This is a genomic window from Mycobacterium sp. E136 (assembly GCF_001666865.1).
Taxonomy (GTDB): domain Bacteria; phylum Actinomycetota; class Actinomycetes; order Mycobacteriales; family Mycobacteriaceae; genus Mycobacterium.
In genome coordinates, this window is record NZ_LZJE01000199.1 from 1 (window position 1) to 21,611 (window position 21,611).

20 protein-coding genes are annotated in these 21,611 nt (G+C 67.4%); 10 read left to right on the forward strand and 10 right to left on the reverse strand.

The genetic code is table 11. The annotated features are described in order from the left end of the window. The first annotated feature begins 139 nt into the window (after positions 1-139). Together istA and istB are read left to right on the forward strand one after the other, a co-directional pair. Positions 140-1,669, forward strand: a complete 1,530-nt coding sequence (gene istA, locus A5698_RS12935) for an IS21 family transposase (protein ID WP_068297190.1) — start codon at positions 140-142, stop codon at positions 1,667-1,669. Continuing rightward, positions 1,666-2,463 (forward strand): IS21-like element helper ATPase IstB, encoded by a 798-nt coding sequence (gene istB / locus A5698_RS12940; RefSeq protein ID WP_068297196.1) that lies wholly within the window; start codon positions 1,666-1,668, stop codon positions 2,461-2,463. The genes istA and istB overlap by 4 nt, the downstream gene beginning before the upstream one ends. Before the next feature lie 210 nt (positions 2,464-2,673). Here the strand turns inward: istB and A5698_RS12945 are convergent, their stop codons facing one another. After that, on the reverse strand, positions 2,674-3,336 hold the full coding sequence (locus A5698_RS12945; RefSeq protein ID WP_068297199.1) for an MBL fold metallo-hydrolase: 663 nt from the start codon (positions 3,334-3,336) through the stop codon (positions 2,674-2,676). 81 nt (positions 3,337-3,417) lie between these two features. Between A5698_RS12945 and A5698_RS12950 the strand changes: the two genes are divergently transcribed. Beyond that, positions 3,418-3,795 carry a hypothetical protein gene (locus A5698_RS12950; protein WP_068297202.1) on the forward strand — a complete coding sequence of 126 codons (378 nt, stop codon included), beginning with the start codon at positions 3,418-3,420 and terminating at the stop codon, positions 3,793-3,795. 1 nt (position 3,796) lies between these two features. On the opposite strand, the gene A5698_RS12955 is transcribed toward A5698_RS12950, so the two are convergent. The 4 genes from A5698_RS12955 to A5698_RS12970 are packed head-to-tail and all read right to left on the reverse strand — an operon-like array spanning position 3,797 to position 8,027. Then, positions 3,797-4,450, reverse strand: a complete 654-nt coding sequence (locus tag A5698_RS12955) for an alpha/beta hydrolase family protein (RefSeq protein ID WP_068297226.1) — start codon at positions 4,448-4,450, stop codon at positions 3,797-3,799. A gap of 36 nt (positions 4,451-4,486) precedes the next feature. Continuing rightward, entirely contained in the window at positions 4,487-5,263 is a 777-nt protein-coding gene (locus A5698_RS12960) for a glutamine amidotransferase (protein WP_068297205.1), read from the reverse strand. A 28-nt stretch (positions 5,264-5,291) separates the two neighbouring features. Further along, the gene (gene katG / locus A5698_RS12965; protein ID WP_068297208.1) at positions 5,292-7,538 is read right to left on the reverse strand and encodes a catalase/peroxidase HPI; all 2,247 of its coding nucleotides are present in this window, start codon (positions 7,536-7,538) and stop codon (positions 5,292-5,294) included. A gap of 33 nt (positions 7,539-7,571) precedes the next feature. Continuing rightward, positions 7,572-8,027: a Fur family transcriptional regulator gene (locus tag A5698_RS12970; protein ID WP_068297211.1), complete on the reverse strand. Its 456-nt coding sequence runs from the start codon at positions 8,025-8,027 to the stop codon at positions 7,572-7,574. A 282-nt stretch (positions 8,028-8,309) separates the two neighbouring features. On the opposite strand from A5698_RS12970, the gene A5698_RS12975 reads away from it, so the two are divergent. The 5 genes from A5698_RS12975 to A5698_RS12995 all read left to right on the forward strand — a co-directional run bounded on the left by A5698_RS12975 (position 8,310) and on the right by A5698_RS12995 (position 13,499). Beyond that, entirely contained in the window at positions 8,310-9,527 is a 1,218-nt protein-coding gene (locus A5698_RS12975) for an acyltransferase family protein (protein WP_068297214.1), read from the forward strand. Between the two features lie 62 nt (positions 9,528-9,589). Beyond that, complete coding sequence (locus A5698_RS12980) at positions 9,590-10,264, forward strand: Rv0518 family GDSL lipase (RefSeq protein ID WP_502688918.1); 675 nt, start codon at positions 9,590-9,592, stop codon at positions 10,262-10,264. 63 nt (positions 10,265-10,327) lie between these two features. Then, the gene (locus tag A5698_RS12985; RefSeq protein WP_084792428.1) at positions 10,328-11,635 is read left to right on the forward strand and encodes a sensor histidine kinase; all 1,308 of its coding nucleotides are present in this window, start codon (positions 10,328-10,330) and stop codon (positions 11,633-11,635) included. Between the two features lie 16 nt (positions 11,636-11,651). Then, a complete protein-coding gene (locus A5698_RS12990; protein ID WP_067081174.1) occupies positions 11,652-12,083 on the forward strand; it encodes a type II toxin-antitoxin system Rv0910 family toxin in 432 nt (143 codons plus the stop codon). Positions 12,084-12,149: 66 nt separating this feature from the next. Next, the gene (locus tag A5698_RS12995) at positions 12,150-13,499 is read left to right on the forward strand and encodes an aldehyde dehydrogenase family protein (protein WP_197506755.1); all 1,350 of its coding nucleotides are present in this window, start codon (positions 12,150-12,152) and stop codon (positions 13,497-13,499) included. 11 nt (positions 13,500-13,510) lie between these two features. On the opposite strand, the gene aceA is transcribed toward A5698_RS12995, so the two are convergent. Together aceA and lhgD are read right to left on the reverse strand one after the other, a co-directional pair. After that, entirely contained in the window at positions 13,511-15,808 is a 2,298-nt protein-coding gene (gene aceA / locus A5698_RS13000; RefSeq protein ID WP_068297216.1) for an isocitrate lyase ICL2, read from the reverse strand. A 158-nt stretch (positions 15,809-15,966) separates the two neighbouring features. Beyond that, the gene (gene lhgD / locus A5698_RS13005; protein WP_068297236.1) at positions 15,967-17,175 is read right to left on the reverse strand and encodes an L-2-hydroxyglutarate dehydrogenase; all 1,209 of its coding nucleotides are present in this window, start codon (positions 17,173-17,175) and stop codon (positions 15,967-15,969) included. Positions 17,176-17,334: 159 nt separating this feature from the next. Here lhgD and ripD point away from each other — a divergent pair, with 159 nt between their 5' ends. Further along, positions 17,335-17,877, forward strand: a complete 543-nt coding sequence (gene ripD, locus A5698_RS13010; protein ID WP_068297219.1) for an NlpC/P60 family peptidoglycan-binding protein RipD — start codon at positions 17,335-17,337, stop codon at positions 17,875-17,877. Positions 17,878-17,879: 2 nt separating this feature from the next. On the opposite strand, the gene A5698_RS13015 is transcribed toward ripD, so the two are convergent. Beyond that, on the reverse strand, positions 17,880-18,326 hold the full coding sequence (locus A5698_RS13015) for an MOSC domain-containing protein (RefSeq protein ID WP_067081162.1): 447 nt from the start codon (positions 18,324-18,326) through the stop codon (positions 17,880-17,882). Between the two features lie 46 nt (positions 18,327-18,372). Between A5698_RS13015 and A5698_RS13020 the strand changes: the two genes are divergently transcribed. Then, on the forward strand, positions 18,373-19,557 hold the full coding sequence (locus A5698_RS13020) for an acyl-CoA dehydrogenase family protein (protein WP_067081159.1): 1,185 nt from the start codon (positions 18,373-18,375) through the stop codon (positions 19,555-19,557). Here the strand turns inward: A5698_RS13020 and A5698_RS13025 are convergent, their stop codons facing one another. Then, positions 19,558-20,517, reverse strand: a complete 960-nt coding sequence (locus A5698_RS13025) for a haloalkane dehalogenase (RefSeq protein WP_068297222.1) — start codon at positions 20,515-20,517, stop codon at positions 19,558-19,560. It abuts the gene before it with no gap. Between the two features lie 5 nt (positions 20,518-20,522). Beyond that, the coding region (locus A5698_RS13030; protein WP_068297238.1) for an ANL family adenylate-forming protein at positions 20,523-21,611 on the reverse strand (1,089 nt) is incomplete at its 5' end.

The following is a 21,611-nucleotide window of genomic DNA, read 5'->3' on the forward strand; positions in this document are numbered from 1 at the left end:
ATGAATTGTGGCCCCACTGGGGTGGTGATCATGTCGGGCCGGGTGGGGACGGTGTGTCGTCACGAATTTTGGCCCCACCCTCGTTCAGATCGTTCCTGTCGCTCGTCGTTGTTGGCGGGCATCGGGAAGGTCGGTCAGGATGCGGTCACGCGTGGAGTTGTTCGAAAAGATCAGAAGAGACCGCCGTCTCGATGGCCTGTCGATCCGTGAGTTAGCGGATCGTCACCGGGTGCATCGTCGGACGGTGCGCCAAGCTCTCGAAGACGCGGTGCCCCCGCCGCGGAAGGCCTATCCGGCGCGGCCGCGCCCGGCGATCGATCCGTGGGTCACGGTGATCGACGCCTGGCTGCTGGCAGACAAGGACGCACCACGCAAGCAGCGCCATACCGCCCGGCGGATCTGGCAGCGGTTGGTCGCTGAGCATCAGGCCACGCTCTCGGAGGTCACGGTGTCGCGTTATGTGGCGCGCCGTCGGGTCGAGCTGGGCCTGCTCACCCGCGAGGTGTCGGTACCGCAGACACACGAGGCAGGCGCGGAGGCCGAGGTCGATTTCGGCGAGTTCTACGCCACGATCGCCGGGCCGGTGGTCAAGTGCTGGATGTTCGTGATGCGATTATCGCACTCGGGCAAAGCCTTTCACGTCACGTTCGCCACCCAAGCGCAAGAAGCGTTCCTGGAGGGCCATGTGCTGGCTTTCGAGTACTTCGGTGGCGTGCCGGGCCGGATCCGCTACGACAACCTCAAACCTGCCGTCATCCGGGTCCTCAAGGGCCGTGACCGCACCGAATCCGAACGGTTCACCGCGCTGCGCAGCCACTACGGGTTCGACTCGTTCTTCTGCCGTCCCGGCGTGGAGGGGGCCCATGAGAAGGGCGGCGTGGAGGGTGAGATCGGACGCTTCCGACGCCGGCACCTCGTTCCGGTCCCCACCGTCGCCTCACTGGCCGAGCTCAATGAGGTGATCGCCGCCGCCGACCGAGTCGACGACGGCCGGGTGATCACCGGGCGCCCGCTCACCGTGGGCGCGGCGTTCGCCGCCGAGGCGGGCGCGCTGATGCAATTACCGGCCGAGGCGTTCGACTGCGCGCGCTTGCTGCAGTCAAGGGTCGACAACCGTGCCAGAGTGTCTGTGCGGCAATGCTTCTACTCCGTGCCAGCCCGCTACGCCGGGCGACGCCTACCGGTGCGCCTGTCCGCCCGCTCCGTCGAAGTCCATGACGGATCCCGGCTGGTGGCCCGCCACGAACGGGCAGTCGGCCGCTACGTGGAGGTGCTGTGTCTCGATCACTACCTCGAGGTCTTGCAGACCAAACCCGGCGGTCTACCCGGAGCGACCGCACTGGCACAAGCCAAGGCCCGCGGCGTGTTCACCACCAGCCACCAGGCCTACTGGGACGCCACGCGCCGCGCCCGCGGCGACGCCGCAGGAACCCGCGCCCTGATCACCATCCTGTTGGCGCACCGCACCCTACCGGCGGCTGCGCTGATCGCCGCGATGGACCGAGCCGTGGGTTCAGGATGCTTGGACCCCGAAATCGTCCTGATCGACGCCCGCCGCGACACCACCCCGCTGGCCCCCGTGGTCCCGATCGGCGCCCTGTCGCGCTACGACCGGCCCGCGCCCACTTTGACCGACTACGACGACCTGCTCACCGGGAGCCAATCATGACCACCACCCCCACCACAGCGGTGAGCGCAGATGCCGCCGCCCAAGCCTCCATCGGCGCGGCAGCGCGCGAGCTGCACCTGCCCACCGTCCGCACCGAAGCCGCACGCCTGGCCGAGATCGCCGCGCGGCAACGCCATACCCACCTGCGTTACCTCGCCGAAGTCCTGGCCGCCGAAGTCGATGACCGCACCGAGCGGCGCCGCACCCGACGCATCAACGACGCAAAATTCCCCCGCCTCAAACGCTTGGCGGACTTCAACATCGACGCCGTCCCCGACATCACACCCGCCACTCTCGGCCACCTCGCCGCCGGGCACTATATGGACGCCGGAGAGCCGGTCGTGTTGCTCGGTGACTCCGGCACCGGCAAGTCTCACCTGCTCATCGGGTTAGGGGTAGCGGCCTGTGAACAAGGCCGCCGCGTCCGCTACATCACCACCGCACAACTGGTCAACGAACTCGTCGAAGCCGCCGACGATCGCGTCCTGTCCCGAGTCGTGGCCCGCTACGGTCGCCTGGACCTGCTCTGCCTCGACGAACTCGGCTACGTCCACATCGACCCTCGCGGAGCAGAACTGCTGTTCCAGATCATCACCGAGCGTGAAGAACGCGCCTCGGTGGCGATCGCGACCAACCTGCCCTTCAGCGAGTGGGGCACCGTCTTTTCCGACCCACGCCTGGTCGCCGCGATCGTCGACCGCGTCACCTTCAACGCCCACATTCTCCAAACCGGCACCAAGTCCTACCGACTACGCACCAGCAAGACCACCACCCGCACCAAGCGAACCGACTAGCCAACGATGGGGCCAAAATTCATGCCGACCCCGGGGCCAAGTCACTTGACGAGACGCAAGCTCAGGTGTTGCAGCGACCACTTGAGATCAAGCCGCTGTTCTTCTTACTGAGCGCGCGCTCGGCGAAGTAAGCAGTCGCACCGGCGCCGTTTGTGAATCGAGCGACGAAATCACAGAAATCGCGGCACGAAAACCGCTACGCGCACCGGCCTATGAAGGCACGGTCGCCAGCGCCTGTGCCACGCAGTCGGCCCACGACCGCGAATCGACGACCGCCCACGCCGTCTCACCACCGAACGCGCTCGAGATCACCAAGTCCGGATCGACGGTGCCCAGCAGCTCCACACTCGCGCGCAGCTGGCCGGCGTCGCCGCGGCCCGGCACCAGGAACGTCGCCCATGTTCCCGCATCGGTGAGGAACATGGTGTCGCCCGTAAACAGGTATCGCTCGCCGGTCGCGCCCGTCACGAGATAGCTTGTGCTGCGTGGCGAATGGCCCGGGGTCGGAATCACCTCGACACCGTTGGGGTCGACGTGCCGCACGCTACCGATCGCCACGTCGACGCGGGCGTGCTTGGTGATCGCCTCCAGTTCCGCCTCCGGCGCGTGCAACCGGCGCCCGAACCGCTCCGCGATCCGGGCCAGGTTCGGCCCGGCTTCGTCGAGATGCGACAGATACTGCGCGCTGACCCCGCCGAGCGCGTCGATCGCGTCGAAATCGGCCTCGGTGGCCGGACTGTAGAACAGCACGTTGCCGCGCGGCCCTCGCCACAGATATGCGTGCGTGGTGAGGCCGGGAAACGGCGTATCCATCCGGGTCTGCCACAGGTCGTCGCGCAGTCGGGTCAGTTCCTGTGTCGTTGAGCTAGCCATGTACCGACTCTGCGACCTGAACCACTGTTGAGGTCAAGCGATTCCCCGGAAAACACCGCGGCGGAATGTCACCATCGGAACATGGTGCGCCCACACGTCGCCGCTTTGACCGCCGCCATGACGGCAGCCGCCGGGCTGGTCGCCTTCGCTCCGGACGCGTCGGCGGTCTGCTATTCCGCCGATTGCGTGCCCAACGTCGCCCGCAACGTCATCGGGGGAGCGCCGTGCCGGCCCGGCAAGTACTTCAACTACGGGCTCGGCCCCGACGGCGAGACATTCGTCTGCAACCGGGTAGGCGTGTGGACACCCGCCGGGCCCCTCATCGGTATCCACAACGTCGCGATGGACTGCGCCCAACCGAACGCCTCGGCTCAAGGCTCCGACGGGGTGGCGTTCGTGTGTACCGACATGGGCGGCGGCCACCTGCGGTGGGCGCATCGCATCGACACCGCGGAGTGATCTACAGCACCGCAGCGATCCGCGCCGCCACATCCGCAGCGACGGCCAGCGACGCCTCATCGGTCGCGGCCGAATACCGGTCGGCGGCAGGGTCATACGTCGCTCCCGCGATCGATCCGTGATCGGCCTCCAGAATGACGCACGAGACCGGCCATCCAGCTCCCGAGAGCGTCTCGGCGAACTTCTGGCTCACCTCAGCGGGGACGACGTCGTCGTGCGCACCGTGCAACAGTGTGAACGCCGCGGGACCGCCGCCCAACGAGGCGGGTAGCGGCGCGCCGCTGATAGGGTCCGCGACCACGAATGCGCCCGCCAGGCACACCGTATGAGCGACATCGAACTCACGGGCATGGATCGCCAGGCCTGCCGCCGCCAGGCCGCCCATCGACCATCCGACGACAATCAACGGCGCGTCGGCGGCGTGCTCCCTGGCATGTGAGGCCGACGCCAGCAGGTCGGCACGGCCACGGTCGTCGGCGTGTGAGTCCCAGTCGGCCAGCACGACCGCCAGTCCGTGTGCGTGCACCCGTTCGGCCAGCGGCCGCATCGCGGTGCGCGAATTGGTCTGCGCGCCGTGCCACATCAGGACTGTCGGTTGCGCCGGATCGCCGAAGACGTCTGCGGACCGGCCGGGGGAGTAATCGACGGTGTGCATCACCCTGGAGTGCCCCGGCAGCCCGAAGACCAACCGTCAGCGCGCATACCGATCCACGAACCGGCGCAGGATGGTCTGCGGATATCGGACTTTCCATTGCCGCGCTTCGAGTTTCAACTGCTCCGCCGACTCCGGTGCGAAGTAGCCATGGTTCTTGTAGGCATCGAGGCGGACGTAGATGCCGTCCAGATCGAGCTCGGGATGGAATTGCGTGGCGTAGACGTTCTGTCTGACCCGAAACGCCTGAACCGGGCATTGCGGTGAGCTCGCCAAGCGCAGTGCCTCGGGTGGCAGCACCGCCGCCGCTTCCTTATGTCCGCCGTAGGCATCGAAGACATCGGGCAGGTCGGTGAAGAGTGGATCCTCGCGACCCGCGTCGGTGACCGTGATCTTCATGCCGCCGACGGGTTCTGGATACGTGCGGTCGATGACCGCTCCGATGACGGTGCCCAACGTGCCTACACCGTAACAACATCCGAGGAACGGGTAGTCCGCCTCCACGATGCGCCGGATCAAGTCGAGCAGTTCCGCCTCGACCCGCCGCTGCGTCTCCGACTTCGCCTCGGCGGGATCGCTGACGTTGTAGGGCCCGCCGCCGAGGATGACACCCGACCAGTCCTCAAAGTCGATGCGGCCCAGAGCTTCGTGGGTCAATCGGATGCGCCGCATACCGGACTCGTCGAGGCCGGCGAATCGCATCATCGCCCGATACTCGTCCTCGGCGGCCTCGTCCTCCCCGCGGATGGAGAGCAGCAGAAACGGCGCAGACGGCACGACACCCCGCGAGCCCGATGAGCCCGCGGGGTGTCGCATGTTGCTATTTCGCGATCAGACTCGCCCGTTAATCCAGGTCGAACCGATCGTTGTTCATGACCTTCACCCAGGCAGCAACGAAGTCCTCGACGAACTTGTTCTTGCTGTCGTCCTGCGCGTAGACCTCGGCGATTCCGCGAAGCACCGAGTTCGATCCGAACACGAGGTCGTTGGCGGTGGCCGTCCACTTGAGCTGGCCGGTCTTGCGATCGACGCCCTCGTAGACGTTCTCGGCCGTGCCCGACTTCCACTCGGTGCTCATGTCGAGCAGGTTGACGAAGAAGTCGTTGCTCAGCACGCCCGGCTTGTCGGTGAACACGCCGTGCTTGCTGCCGCCGTGGTTGACGTTCAGCGCCCGCAGTCCGCCGATCAGCACCGTCAACTCGGGAGCGGTCAGGTCGAGCATGTAGGCCCGCTCGACGAGAAGCTGCTCCAGCGGCGCCTTCTCACCCGGTCGCGCGAAGTTGCGGAAGCCGTCGGCGCGCGGCTCGAGAACCGCGAAGGAATCGACGTCGGTGCTCTCCTGCGTGGCGTCGGTGCGCCCCGGCGCGAAGTGCACGTCGATCTCGAAACCTGCTTCCCGCGCCGCCTTTTCGACCGCCGCCGAGCCGCCCAGCACGATGACGTCGGCCAGCGAGACCTTCTTGCCGCCGGTCGCCGAGCTGTTGAACTCCTGCTGGATGCGCTCGAGCACCGGCAGCACCTGTGCCAGCTCGGTGGGCTCGTTGGCCTCCCAGCTCTTCTGCGGCTCCAACCGGATCCGAGCACCGTTGGCACCACCGCGCTTGTCGGTGCCGCGGAAGCTCGACGCCGACGACCACGCGGTCTTGATCAGCTGCTGCACGCTCAGGCCCGAGTCGAGCAACTTGCTCTTGAGCTGGGCGATGTCGGCCTCGTCGACCAACTCGTGGTCCACCGCCGGCACCGGGTCCTGCCAGATTTCCTGCTTCTGGGGGATCCACGGCCCGAGGTAGCGGCTGGCCGGCCCCATGTCGCGGTGCATCAGCTTGAACCAGGCCTTGGCGAAGGCCTCATCCATTTCCTCGGGATGGTCGAGCCAGCGGCGGGTGATCTTGCCGTAGATCGGGTCCTCCCGCATCGACATGTCGGTGACGAGCATCGTCGGCTTGCGCGGCGGCCCGCCGAACGGGTCCGGGATGACCGCCTCGGCGTTCTTGGCCTCGAACTGCCACGCGCCGGTGGGGCTCTTGGTCAGCTCGTATTCATAGCCGTACAGGTTCTGCAGGTAGGCATTGCTCCACTCGGAGTTGGTTCCCGTCCAGATCACCTCGAGACCGCTGGTGACGGTGTCGCCCGCTTTGCCGGTGCCGAACGGGCACTTCCAGCCGAGACCCTGTTGCTCGATCGGGGCACCTTCCGGCTCGGGGCCCATGCCTTCATCGGGGCCGGCGCCGTGCGTCTTGCCCAGGGTGTGACCACCGACGATCAACGCCGCGGTCTCCTCGTCGTTCATCGCCATCCGACCGAAGGTCTCGCGGATGTCGTGCGCGGCAGCCAGCGGATCCGGCTTACCCTCGGGGCCTTCGGGGTTCACGTAGATCAGGCCCATGGTGGTGGCGCCGAACGGCTCGGCCAGCTTGCGCTCGGAGTCGTTGGTGCCGCCGTAGCGCTTGTCGGTGCCCAGCCAGGTGTCCTCCTGGCCCCAGAGCATCTCTTCGGGCTCCCAGATGTCCTCGCGACCGAACGCGAAGCCGGCCGTCTTGAATCCGGACTGCTCGAGGGCGGCGTTGCCGGCGTAGGCGATCAGGTCGGCCCAGGAGATCTTGTTTCCGTACTTCCGCTTGATCGGCCAGAGCAGCCGGCGGGCCTTGTCCAGGTTGGCGTTGTCGGGCCAGCTGTTCAGCGGGGCGAAGCGCTGCGCGCCCTGGCCCGTTCCGCCGCGGCCGTCGAAGATGCGGTAGGTGCCCGCGGCGTGCCAGCTCATCCGGACGAACAGGCCGGCGTAGTTGCCATAATCGGCCGGCCACCAGTCCTGTGAGGTCTGAATGAGCTCGATGAGGTCGCGCTTGAACGCCTCGACGTCGAGCTTCGCGAATTCCTCCGCGTAGTTGAAGTCAGGACCGAGCGGATTGCCTTTTTCGTTCTGCTTGTGCAGCACCGACACGTCAACCTGGTCGGGCCACCAGTCCCGGTTGGTCAGCGGAGCGTGCGTCTTCGGCTTCGGCGAATCGATAGCCGGGTTCTCGCTCTCGCTATGACTTGCCGTCTTGGAATCGTCGTGAGGCGGGCGAGCGTCGGATGTATCAGATGACACAGCGTTCCTTCCGGTGGGTTGTTTGGGCTGTGATCACGGTTGTGATCGGGAAACTTGCGATACCAGGCAGTCCGGGCACAGGCCCCAGTAGATGACCTCGGCCTCGTCGAGGACGAATCCGTCCAGGGCGCCGTCGGGATCCGACGGAGTCAGGCAGGGCGCTTGGCCGACGGCGCAGTCGATATCTGCGATAACCCCGCACGATCGGCATACGACGTGATGGTGGTTGTCGCCGACACGCGATTCGTATCGCGCGACCGAACCGGACGGCTGGATGCGTCGCAGCAGGCCGGCGCTGGTGAGCGCGGCGAGCACGTCGTAAACCGCCTGCCGTGAGACGTCGGGAAGGGCGTTGCGCACCGCCCCGAAGATCGTCTCGGTGTCGGCGTGGGGGTTGCCGTAAACCGCCTCCAGCACCGCGAGCCGCGGCCGGGTCACACGCAGATCGGCCGCGCGCAGCCGATCGGCGTAGTCAGGCGTAGTGGACACGCTGCCAGAATGCTCCGCTTTCTGGAATCAGTCAAGACTTTGTTGGGCGGCGTGTCGCGCAATTTTCTCGTCAGGTTGCTGCCGTCGCCGAAGCGCCTCGTTACCAAGGTCTTTGGAGGTCGCACGGGGCACCGGCGTCGTTTTCCGGACATGATCGGTGCCCGGTCCCGCTGGTACCCTTCGGAAGCTGCCGGGTCTGCGGCCAGGGGAGGCGGACCACCCGGCAGATCACGGCAAGCGATACCCGAACGAAAAGCTACGGACTTCCGCGAAGAGAGTGTTGTGCGCACCGGAGAAATCAAAGCCCTTTCCGGCCTGCGCATCGTCGCGGCCGTGTGGGTGGTGCTGTTTCACTTCCGCCCACTGCTAGAGCAGGCGGTTCCCGGGTTCCGTTCGGCGTTCGCCCCGCTGCTCAACTGCGGTGCGCAGGGCGTGGATCTGTTCTTCATGCTCAGCGGGTTCGTCCTGACCTACAACTATCTCGATCGCATGGGTCCGTCGTTCGAATGGCGCGCGACCCTGCGGTTCCTGTGGCTGCGGCTGGCCCGCGTTTGGCCGGTGTACCTGGTGACGATGCATCTGGCGGCGCTGTGGATCATCTTCACACTGCAGGTCGGTCACGTGCCGTCGCCGGCGGCCGAGACGCTGACGGCGACGAACTACCTGCGCCAGGCGCTGATGATCCAACTGTGGTTCGTCCCATATTTCGACGGTTCCAGTTGGGACGGACCCGCCTGGTCGATCAGTGCGGAGTGGCTGGCCTACCTGCTGTTCGGCGCGCTGATCGTGGTGATATTCCGCATCGCGCGGTCAACGCGGGCGCGGGGGCTGATCGCGCTCGCCTTTGTGGCCGTGATGCCGCCGATCCTGCTGTTGCTGGCGACCGGGCAGTTCTACACGCCGTGGAGTTGGCTGCCGCGGATTGTCATGCAGTTCACCGCGGGTGCACTCATCTGCGCGGCGGTCCGCAAACTCGACCCGAGTGAGCAGGCTCGCCGCGCCGCCGGATACGCCGCACTTGTCCTGGGCGCCGCTATCGTCGCCATCCTCTACCGGCTCGACGCGCATCCGCTGCCGAAGATCGTCGACGGCGCGGGCCTGGTCGATGTGTTGTTCGTGCCCTTGCTGTTCACCCTGGCCATCGGGGCCGGCTCCGTACCGTGGCTCCTGTCGCGCCGGCCGGTGGTGTACCTCGGACACGTCTCCTTCAGCCTGTACATGGTCCACGAACTCGTGCACACCACCTGGAATTGGATGGTGGACCAGTTCGGGCTGCGACTGTCATCGGACCCCACGGGCAAGCTGATAATGGTTGCCTTGCTTGGCACCGCGCTGATCGGCGCGGTCATGCTGTACCACTTCGTCGAGGAGCCTGCCCGAAAATGGATGCGCAGCATGATGAACGGTCCCACCGCATCGGGTTCGGAGGCACCGGGCAGACTGCACACCGTGTACCGCCCGCGCGAACGGTCAGGGGTGATGGCGGCCCGCGCCGGCTGACCGGGCCCGCCGCACCCGCGGCGTCGCGCTCTCACGCCCACGCGTTGAGAAGCGCGGTGACCATCGCGATGGCTTTCGCGATCCTGGTACTCACCGGCTGTCAGCAGCCGAAGCTGATGCAGCACCGGGACGTCGACCCGCTGGCCTTCGCGGTCAATCGCATCGCGGTGATCGGCGACTCGTACACGACCGGCGGTCCGGAAGGCGGGCTCGGCGAAAAATCCTGGACCACCCAGGCCTGGCAGATCCTGGCCGAGCAGGGGTTGTCCACGACAGCCGATGTCGGCGCCGAGGGCGGAGCGGGCTACGGCACCCGTGGTAACCGGGGCAGCATCTTCGAGGACCTGACCGCAGCGACGGTGAAGCCTGACGACACGCTGGTGGTGTTCTACGGTTCGCGCAACGACCAGAACGTCGACCCCGCGCAGTTGTCGGTGCTTGTGTACGGAACGTTCAAGTTGGCGCGGCGCATCGCGCCGTCGGCGATCTTCTTGGTGATCGGGCCGCCGTGGCCGACCGCCGACGTCCCCGCCACCGTCGTGCGCATCCGCGACACCCTCAAATACCAGGCGGACTTGGCGGGCGCGACGTTCGTCGACCCGATCGCCCTGCGCTGGTTCGTCGACAGACCCGAGCTGATCGGCGCCGACGGCGTGCACCCCACCGACGCGGGTCACACCTACATGGCGGAAAAGATCGCGCCGTTGATCGGCGCGCAACTGCCGCGGCGGGTCTGATACGTCCTATCGTTGCTGATCGTGCAACTTGGTGGGCGCCTGTTCGCGCTGCTGACCCGGGTGATGTCGCTACGCATCATCGTGATCGTCGCGGCGCTGTCGGTCGTGGCGCTGGTGATCACGCTCGGCGCCTGGGTGTGGTTCGGCGTCACCAACGACCAGTACAGCCAGTTGGATCGTCGCCTCGATTCGGTGAGCAGCCTCGGCGACATCAGCGAGCTGCTGCGCACCGCCCAACAGGCCGACCTCAACCCGCCGATCCCGGACGGTGGGCTGGTCCGGACCGCCCGCGTCGACGGCTTCACCGTTTCCATCCCGGATAACATCGTGCTGCCGGAGTTTCCCGTCGGCTACGCCGACACCACCATCGACGGCGTCGAGTACCGGGTCCGCACCTTCACCGCCGGTGAGGCGTTGATCGCGATCGGCGCGCCGCTCGCCGAGACGCAGCACCGCATCGACGAACTGCACCGCAGGGTGCTGCTGATCTGCGGCGGCGTCATCGTCGGCACAATCCTGGTCGGCTGGGTGATGTGGTCGATCATGATCAACCCGTTCCGCTTGCTCGCCCAGCAGGCGCGCGCCATCAACGCGCAATCCAAACCCGACGAGGTTCAAGTGCGCGGCGTCCAGGAGGCGGTCGAGATCGCCGAGGCCGTCGAGGGCATGCTCGCGCGTATCGGCGACGAGCAACAGCGAACGAGGGCGGCACTGGAGTCGGCACGTGACTTCGCCGCGGTGGCTTCGCATGAACTCCGCACGCCGCTGACGGCCATGCGCACCAATCTCGAGGTGCTTTCCACGCTGCAGATGCGCGACGAGCAACGCCAGGAGGTGATCGCCGACGTGATGCGCACGCAGAGTCGGATCGAGGCGACACTCACCGCGTTGGAGCGACTCGCGCAGGGCGAACTGACCACTGTCGACGACTTCGTGCCGGTCGACATCACCGAGCTGCTGGACCGGGCCGCCCACGACGCGATGCGCAACTATCCCGGGCTGAAGGTGTCGCTGTCGTCGTCGAGGACGGTGCTCATGGTCGGACTGCCCGCCGGGCTGCGACTCGTCGTCGACAACGCGATCACGAACGCGATCAAGCACGGCGGTGCCACCCAAATCCGGTTGGGCGCAGAGGCTTCCGGCGAAGGTGTGCAGATCACGGTCGACGACAACGGATCGGGGATACCGGAGGAGGAGCGCGCCGCGGTGTTCGAGCGGTTCTCCCGTGGATCGACCGCGGCACGGTCCGGATCGGGACTGGGCCTGGCGCTGGTGGCCCAGCAGGCCGAGTTACACGGGGGCACCGCCGCGATGGAGGCCGGCCCGCTCGGCGGGGCCCGGCTGGTGCTGCGGCTGCCCGCGCCGAGCTGATGGCTACCATCCTCAAATGGCCAAGCTGGAGTTGTCGCGACAGCTCACGTTGAGCCCGCAGGACGCGTGGGAGCACGTATCGGATCTCAACGCGTTGGGGGACTGGCTGGTCATGCATGAGGGCTGGCGCAGCGAACTGCCCGACGAACTGTCGGTCGGCACCACGATCGTCGGGGTGGCGGGGGCCAAGGGGCTGCGCAACCGCGTCACGTGGACCATCGAGAAGTTCGACCCACCCCGCCTGATCGAGGTCACCGGAAAGGGCGTCGGCGGCACGAAGTACGGGCTGCGGATGAACGTCGCACCGACCGGTACCGGCTCGGCGTTCACGCTCACCCTCAACCTTGGGGGAGCGCCGCTGTTCGGCCCCATCGGCGCGACAGCGGCACGCGCGGTCAAGGGTGACATCGAGCGGTCGATCCGGAGATTCGAAGAGCTCTACGGCTGAGCGACGCCGCGCTTCGCGCGGTTGATCGCGATCCTGGCGGGTACCACCGTTCGCGTGTCTTCGACCATGGAGCTGACCGTTCTCGACCCCCGCACCGGCGACGAAGTCAGCAGAATTCCGATCACCGATCCCTCCACCTGCGCCGAAGCCGTGGTCCGAGCGCGCGCGGCGTCGACGGGGTGGGCGCGGACCCCTGCGGCCGAGCGCGCCGCCGCGCTGACGAACGCGGCCGCCGCCGTCCGCGCGGCCGCAGAGGAACTTGCCGAGCTCAACGAACGCGAAACGGGAAAGCTACGCGACGACGCGCTGGGCGGAGTCGACGCGGGTGCGGGCACGTTGGTGCAGTACGCCGAGCTCGGGCCGCTGCACCGCGGCCGCAGCCTGCACGGCGACTGGACTTCGACCGACCTGATGGTGCCGGAGCCCCGCGGTGTCGTGGCGGTGCTGACCCCATGGAACGACCCGGTCGCCGTCGCGGCCGGACTGTTGGGTGCGGCCTTGGTGACAGGAAACACGGTGGTGCACAAGCCAAGTGAACGCTGTCCGGCCACGGGTCGCCGTTTCGCGGAGCTCCTGGCCGAGCAGCTACCCGATGGCGTGTTGGAGATCCTCGACGGTGACGCATCGGTCGGCGCGCGGATCGCCGAGGCGGCCGACGTCGACGTTGTCGCGCACGTGGGCAGCAGCGCCACTGGACGGGCGATCGCCGGGACATGCGCCGACCGCGGCGCCAAGACCGTGCTGGAGAACGGCGGCAACGACGCGCTGATCGTCGACGCGAACGTGGACCCGCGGTGGGCGGCCGAGCAGGCCGCACTCGGGGCGTTCGCCAACGCCGGACAGATATGCGTATCGGTGGAACGGGTTTTCGTCGTCGAGTCGGTGGCCGAGGCCTTCCTCGACGCGTTGACGGCCGAGGCGCTGGCGTGGGACAAGCGGATCGGACCGCTGGTCGACGGGCGCCAACGCGACGTCGTGCAGGCTCAGGTCGACGACGCCGTCGCGAACGGTGCCCGCGTCTTGGCGGGCGGTGCTCCGCGGCCGGGTCCCGGCTCGTACTATCCGCCGACCGTGCTGGCCGACTGCATGCCGCAGATGCTGGTATTCCGCGAGGAGACGTTCGGTCCGGTCGCGCCCGTGCGAGTGACCCCGGACTTCGACACCGCGCTGCGCGAGGCGGCGGACGATCGTTACGGGCTCGCCGCCACCGTGCTGACGCCCGATATGGGTCACGCTCAGGAGGCGTGGCGGGCACTGCCCGTCGGCACCGTCAAGATCAACGATGTCTTCGGGGGAGCGCCCGGCGGGGCCTCACAGCCACGTCGCGCGAGCGGCAACGGGTTCGGGTTCGGTCCCGAGCTGCTCGACGAGATGACGCAGATGAAGGTCGTTCACATCTCGCCACCGAGCGTCTGAGCCCCGAACCCTCAGTCCTCCTTGCGGATCAACCGTCCCAGCGCCTCGCGGTCGGGGTTGAGCAGTTCCTCGATCCGCGGCTGATTCACGTCGGCGACGATGATCTCACCGACCTCCTGGTACACGTCGGTGAAGATGCCGTGGGACTTCATCTTCTCGGTTTGATAGATGTTGTCCTCGGTGGGCGTGACGTAGTACATGATCTCTGGCTTGAACCGGTGGATGAGCCACAGGTGCACGACGCTCATCAGCCGCTTCTGCCGCAGCTTCTCGGCGAACGTGTTCTGGTCGCGCACCGTCAGGATGCTGCGGCCGTGCCGGTCCTTGATCGGATCGACGATCACGTTCGCGAGCTTCTCGTCGTCGCCGTCGCGCTCGCCGAAGATCCCGAGCTCCAGCACATCCGAGCCCGGACGCGTCGGACGCAGCTGCACCCGCAGCTTCTCGTCGAGCTTGTAGTGCTCGCCCCACATCGCCAACCACTCCTCGAGCAGCTTCTTCGGCACCTCCGTCTGCACGAGATGCTGATGCTGGGTCGAGCCCTTGCCCATCGCCTTCGTGGTCGCGAGCCGACCCGACGATGCGGCCAGCGCGGCATCGCTGCGCGGACCGCCGACGAGCGTCTGCGGTGTGCGATAGGGCGATTCGACCAACCGCATCTTGCGCTGCAGCCGCGCCAGCGCGAGCATGCCGTCCTGACGCAGCGCGGTGGCGAACTCCTCAGACGCGACACCGTCGACCTGATGACCGCCGTAGGTGATGAAGTTGAAGACGAAGCCCATCTTGCCGAGTTCCTCGGGGAACGCCCGCATCTCGTCGTCGGTCATGCCGGTGGTGTCCCAGTTGAACGAGGGCGACAGGTTGTAGGCCAGCATCTTCTCCGGGAACTCGGCGTGGATGGCCTCGGCGAACTCACGCGCGTCGGCGAGGTCGGCGGTCTTGGTCTCCATCCACAAGATGTCGGCGAACGGCGCGGCGGCAAGCGACTTGGCGATCGCATAGGGGATCCCGCCGCGGACCTGGTAGTAGCCCTCCGGGGTCTTGGCCAGCTCGCAGTCCCATCCCACGGCCGCCCCGATCTCCCTGGCCTTCTCGCGGGCGGTGTAGAGGGGAGCGCGTTCGGCGAACTGCCGCCACTCGGCGACGCTCATGTCGAGTTGCTCGCCTTCGCTTTCGCGGAACTCGAGCAGCTCGGCCACGGCCTCGCCGTACGTCATCAAGCCGGCATCGACCTGCCAGGCGTCGACGCACTTCGACTCGACCTCGTCGAAGATCGCGTCGATCTCGCCGTCGGGGCGGTCCTGATACTCCGCGGCCGCCTGGGTGACGGTGTCCCCGATGCCGTGGCGGTCCAGCCAGGCATTGGCGGTCTCATATTCCCCTTCGGGCAGCGCGTAGAGCAGGTGGCCGTTGAGTTCGGTGACGCCCGCTTCGTAGAAGCGACGCATCATCGCCAGGTAGCACGACTTGTACGACGGCACCTTCAGGTTCGTCACGCCGAGCAGGAACGGCTGGTCGCGTTCGTCGGCGCGGCTGTCGATCAGGTTGGCCGCCTCGGCGTCGGTGCGGGCCACGATGATGCCGGGCACCCGCATGATGTCGAGTTGGAAGCGGGCGGTATTGAGCCGTTTGATCTGTTCGTCGGACGGCACCAGCACCTTGCCGCCCTGATGGCCGCACTTCTTGGTGCCCGGCCGCTGATCCTCGATGTGGTAGCCGGGGACCCCGGCCTCCACGAATCGACGAATCAGGTTGCGCACGTGCGGATCTCCGCCGTGGCCGGTGTCCGCGTCGGCGATGATGAAGGGCCGGAAGTCGACCGCAGGGGTCGAGGAGCGCTGGTCTTCGGTCATCTGCAGCCGCAGGTACTGCTGGTTGCGGTCCGCGGTGAGCAGCGCGCGAACCAGGCCCGCGGCCTCCTCGGGCACCTGGCTGAGCGGATAGCTGGCGAGGTCCGGTCCGGGATCCTCGGTGGTCGAGCCCTTGGCGGAGGTCGCCCAGCCACCGAGGTAGATGCCCTCGATGCCCATGCGTTTCATCGTCACGGCCTGGCCCGGCGAGTACGGGCCGAAGGTAGTGATGCTCTTCTTCTGCGCGAACAGCTCGCGCAGGCGCTCGTAGAACGCGGTGGCGGCCTCACGCGCCACGATGTAGTCCGACGGAATCGTGCCGCGCTGTTCGGCGACCTGACGGGCCGAGTAGAGGCGGATGATCCCGTCGAATCTCGGGCTGTCGAAGTACCGCTGCGTGGCAGCGACCTCCTGCTCGAACGGGGTCTGAGGTGCGGCGTCCGTTTCGATGATGGCCATGCACCCACAGTACGACCCGGCCTCCGCCGGAGATGGCGTTATCAGCAGGGATGGGCACGCCACATGCGGGGAGACATCCCGTGGGTGCGCCGGAACGGCCTGCTGAGGTATCCGGGGTCGGCGATGCCGACGCGGTGGGCGACCTCACCGCCGGCAGCTCACTCTGCGGCTTCGAAGGTGTCGACGACGTGCTCGGCGATCGCCAGCGACGATGTCGCGGCGGGCGACGGTGCATTGCGCAGCACCACGACGCGGCCGCGGACGCTGATCCGGAAGTCGTCGACGAGACCGCCGTCGGGATCGAGGGCCTGCGCCCGCACTCCAGCGGTGCCGGGGACCACGTCGTCGTCGGCCAACCCGGGCACGTAGGCCCTCGCGGCGGTGATGAAGCGACGCCTGGACAGCGATCCTGCCACTTCGCGGATCCCCGTGCGCCAGTGCCGTCGGGCGAATCGCCAGAAGGCCGGTGTCGACGCAATGGCGCCCAGATCGCGCACCGACACCGTTCCCCACGTGTAGCCCTCACGCGCAAGAGCCAGGACCGCGTTCGGTCCGATCAGCACCTCGCCGTCCACCCGCGGGGTGACGTGCACCCCGAGAAACGGGTACCGCGGATCGGGCACCGGATAGACCAAACCATTGACCAGACCGCGCCGGTGCGGTTTCAGCGCGTAGTACTCACCCCGGAACGGCATGATCACCGGATTCAGTCCGTCCCCGGCCATCTCGGCGAGCCGGTCGCTCTGCAGACCGCTGCATACGACGACCCGGTCGAATGGGGCCTGCATCTGGTCGCCGTCGGTGCCGGCGCTGACGAGCACTTCGGTGTCACCCACCTTCAGGCCTGTCACCCGGTGTCCGAGAAGCACTTTCGCACCGGCACCGGTTGCGTCGGCGGCTAGCTCCCTGGTGACCTCGGCGTAATCGACGATCGAGGTCGACGGCGAGTGCAGAGCGGCGATCCCGCGCACGTTCGGCTCGAGCTCGTGCAGTTCCTGCGCCCCGATGATTCGAACCCCTGGTACACCGTTGGCCACCGCCCGCCGCTCGATGTCGGCGAGGCGGCCCTTTTCGGCGTCATTGAGGGCGACCAATACCTTGCCGCAGGCGATGCGGCGGATCCCGCGCTCCGTGCAGAACGCTTCGAGCAGACCCACCCCGCGACGGCAGAGCAGGGCCTTCTGCGATCCGGGTTCGTAGTACAGGCCGGCATGCACGACGCCGCTGTTGCGGCCCGTCTGATGCGAGGCCAGGCGGTCTTCCTTCTCGAACAACGTGACATCGGAGTCGGGACGCCGCCGCACGATCTCGCGGGCGACCGCGACGCCGATGATGCCGCCGCCGACCACCGCGACCCGCTCGGTCATCGCCACACGCCGCAAAGCAGGGGAGTAATCACTGTTCGGTTACGGTACTGCATCTCATTGGCGCTGGGCCAGGCGCGAATTGGCACTCCGAGCAAACAAACCGGTACAAGTGAATACAGCGCCATAAGTGTGCGCGCAGTCGAGAAAGAGCAACGAACCATGAAACGCATCTACGCCTTGGTGATCGGCGTCGCCCTGTTGGTGACCCTTCCTGGGGTGGCGGCCGCCGCACCATCGCCGCGGTCCGCGGCCAACCAGCAGGCGGTCGATCTCGTCATCGCCCGCGGGCTCTCCCAGCGCGGTGTCCCGTTCTCCTACGGCGGGGGAGATGCGAACGGGCCGACGAAGGGCAGTGGCACGGCCGACAACGTCGCCGGACTCGACCGCGAAGGCCACATCGTCGGCCTGAATCCGGCCGTCAGCACCGTCGGTTTCGACGCGTCGGGTCTCATGGTCTATTCGTTCGCCGGCGTCGGGGTCAAGCTGCCGCGGTCGTCGGGCGCACAGTACAACGTCGGCCAGAAGGTGTTGCCCTCCGAGGCGCTGCCGGGTGATCTGATCTTCTACGGCCCCAACGGAACCCAGAGCGTCGCGTTGTTCGTCGGCAACGGGCAGATGCTGGAGGCCACCGAGCAGGGCGTCGCGGTGTCGCCGGTGCGGACCGCCAACATGACGCCGTACCTGGTTCGCATCATCAAGTGAGGTCACTGCGGCTCTGACGCGGTCAGCACTTCGACCGGATCGCCGAGACGGATCGTGCCCGAGCTGAGCAGGCGGCAGGCCGAGCCGCCCCGGCTGCGCAGCGCTGCCGCGGCGCCCGCACCGATCCAGTCGTCGAGCAGGCGGCACGGCGCCGACACCCGCACTACCTCCAACAGCACACCGCCGATCAGCAACCGCGTACCCGGCCTGGTGGGGATCTCGCCGACGTCCACCGTCACGTTGCGTCGGGTCTGGGCCTGGTCGAACGCGTAGCCGAGATCGGCCGCCGCACGGTCCAACAGCTCCTGCGACTGGACGGTCACGTGGCGGTGGCGGGTGCCGTGGTAGCGGTCGCCGACCAGGCCGGTTGCCGCCTCGGCGACCACCTCACCGACGGAGCGCATCGGCAGCCGGCTGCCCGGAGCGATGTTGAGTGCGGTGACGTGCACGGGCGAAGTGTATGTGCGGCGAGACGATCGCTGATAAAGAGGACTGATGACGTCGACATTGGAAGCCGCCGGGGGCATCGCCGGGCGGGTGCGCGGCCTGCGCGAGATCGTGCAACGGGAAGCCGGGGAGTCGGAGCAGAGGCGCACGCTCAGCCCGGCCGTCGTCGATGCGATGTGGGAATGCGGGCTGATGACGGCGTTCAACCCCGCGCCCGCGGGTGGCAGCGAGCCGTCGTTCGCCGAGATGATCGAGACCTGGATCGAAATGGCATGGCAGGACGGTTCTTTCGGATGGGTCGGCATCGCCAACCTGCCGTCGTCGTTCGCGGCCGCCGCGTATCTGCCCGATGCCGGGTTCGCCGAGGTGTTCACCGCCCACGACAACCGGGTCACCATGGGCGGGCAGTTCTTTCCCAACGGTCAGGGCGCCGCCGTGTCGGGCGGATACCGGTTGACCGGGTCGTGGAGCTTCGGTTCGGGGATCGGTCACTCGCAATATGTCGCTGCGGGTTTTCTGCCGATGGACGGCACCGAGATGCGCTGGGTCAGCGAAGGTATCCCGGAAATGCAGGTCGCGATCCTGCCGCGCGAGCAGGTGAGTTTCAACGACGGCTGGTATGTGCAGGGGCTCAAGGGAACGGGCTCCTACGACTACAGCGTCGAGGACGTGTTCGTGCCCGCCGAGCGCACGTTCGCGTTGTTCACCCGGGAGCCGCTGCGCGGATCGTCACCCGCGACGCGGATGGGCATGATGCCGGTGACCGCCGCCGGGCATGCGTCGTGGGCGCTCGGCGTGGCCAAGAGCATGCTCGACGACGTCGAAGAACTCGCCGCCACGAAGTTCCGCATGAGCGATATGGCGTCGCTGGCCAGTCGGCCGACGTTTCAGAAAGGTCTGGCTCATCACGTCGCGGCGTGGCGGGCGGCGCGGCTGCTGGTGCTCGACGCCTTCGCCGCCGCCGAGTCCGCCGTCGCGGCGGGCGACGACCTCACCCCGGCCCTGCGGGCGGACATGCGGGTGGCCGCGGTGTACGCCACGGATGTGGCGCGCCAGTGTGCGGAGTGGGCGCATCTGGTCGCGGGCACCAGTTCGATTCGCGAGGGCAGCCGATTGGAACGGGCGTTCCGGGACATGTACACCGGCACGCAGCACGCGTTCATCAGCGAGAAGGTGGCGATCGACGCGGCCCAGGTCTGGCTCGGCATCATCGACGACCAGTTCGGGCTCTGATCATGCGGTGCGGGTGACGAATTCGGCGACGATGCGCCCGAGTTCGCCGCCCCGCTGTTCCTGCACGAAGTGGCCCGCGCCCTCGATGGTCGTATGGGGTTGGCCCTTCGCGCCGGGCACGTGGTCGGCGAAAACCTTGTCCCAGCCTTGGGTCGGCGGATCACCGTCGGAGTAGGCCGTGAGAAACGGCCGTCGCCACTCGCCGAGCGCGGCCATGGTCTCGCGCCCGATCGCGGCGCCGGGATCGTTGCGGGTCAACGGGATCAATGCCGTCATCTGACGCAGGCCGGCGGTGTACGCCCGATCCGGGAACGGCGCGTCGTAGGCGGCCAGTACGTCGGGGCTCAACGGCCCGGCCACCGCGTCGAGGAAAAGGCTTGGAACGAGATCCGGTGACCGTTGGTAGAACGCCACATAGTCGAGGAGGGTCTCCTGGTGGATGACCTGACCGTCGCCGACACCGTGGTGCGGCCACTCGAGCCGGCCCGCGAGAGCGGGGTCGCACGTGTGCAGGATCGTGTTGCTCGCGACGACGCGGGCGAACCGGTCCGGTTCGCGGGCAAGCACACTGAGCCCGATCGGCCCGCCCCAGTCCTGCACGACCAGCGTGATGTCGGTCAGATTCACCCGGGTGATCGCGCTGTGCACCCAGTCGACGTGGCGCTTGAACGTGTAATCCGTCGGCTCGGTCAGCTTGTCGGACCGACCGTAACCGATGTTGTCTGGCGCGATCACGCGCAGACCCGCATCGAGTAGGGCACCGATGACGTGCCGGTACAGATACGACCAGGTGGGTTGGCCGTGCAGCAGCACGACGACGGGCGCGTCGACCGGTCCCGCGTCGACGTAATGCATTCGCAGCGGGTCGATTCCGCGCGTCTGGACCTCGACGTAGGAGGGTTTGAACGGGTAGTCGGGCAGCGCGGCGAAACGCTCGTCGGGTGTTCTCAGAACCGCCATCCGGCTCACCCACCGACCGATTCGAGGGTGCCGTCGGCGATCATGGCGCTCAGCGACCTGCGGTCGAACTTACCGCTGGACAGGATCGGGATCTGCTCACTCGAGGCCAGAACCCAGCGGCCCGGCACCTTGTACGCGGACAGGTGCGCGCGGGTGTGAGCGGCCAGCGCCTCGACGTCGATACCGGCGGCGGTGGGTACGACGACGGCGCAGACCTGCTCTCCGCGACGGGGATCGTCGATGCCGAGCACCAGACACTGTGCCACGCCGGGGAAGTCCTCGATGACAGCTTGGACCTCGAGCGGCGAGACGTTGGCGCCCGCGGACTTGATCATGTCCGTGGTGCGGCCGACGTAGAACAGCCGCGGGTCACCCGGTTTTCGGTAGACGCGGTCACCCGTGTGATACCAACCGTTTTCGTCGAAGGTCTCCCACCGCTCGCGCTTGTTGTAGCCGGCCATCACGCCGATCCCGCGGATCAACAGTTCGCCGACCTCGCCGTCGGGCACCGGGGCGCCATCGTCGTCGACGATGCACATGTCGGTGAACGCGAACCCGCCCGCGGTTTCGGACATGGTGCGGTGCACGGGATACCCGTCGGGGACGTCGACCATCGCGATGTCGAGCGGCCCGTCGCGCAGCATCGGGGCGCTGGACAGATCCCGGTCGGCAAAGCTCGGGTGTTCGCGCATGCGCTGGGTGAACGCGGGCCATCCGATGACGCCGGCGGCCCGCTCGCGCTCGATCAGATCCAGCGCGCCCTCGGCCTCCAGACGGGGCAGGACGAGCACGGTGACGGGTTCGTGCAGCGCACCGGTGGCCGCGAGTAGCCCGCCCACCCAGAAGAACGGCATCGCGCACAGGACCCGCACCGCGCCTTCGCTTTTGGTGACCATTCGGATCGCGGCGGGCCACGTGGACGTCTGCCGTACGAGGGTGCCGTGGGTGTGCATGACGCCCTTCGGGTCCGCGGTCGAGCCCGAGGTGTGAATCACGACCGCGAGATCGGCTGGCGAAACCTCGGCCTCGGCTGCGGACAGCACCTCGGCGGGCACCCCCTCGCCGTCGCACCCGGCCGCCCAGGAGGGAACAGG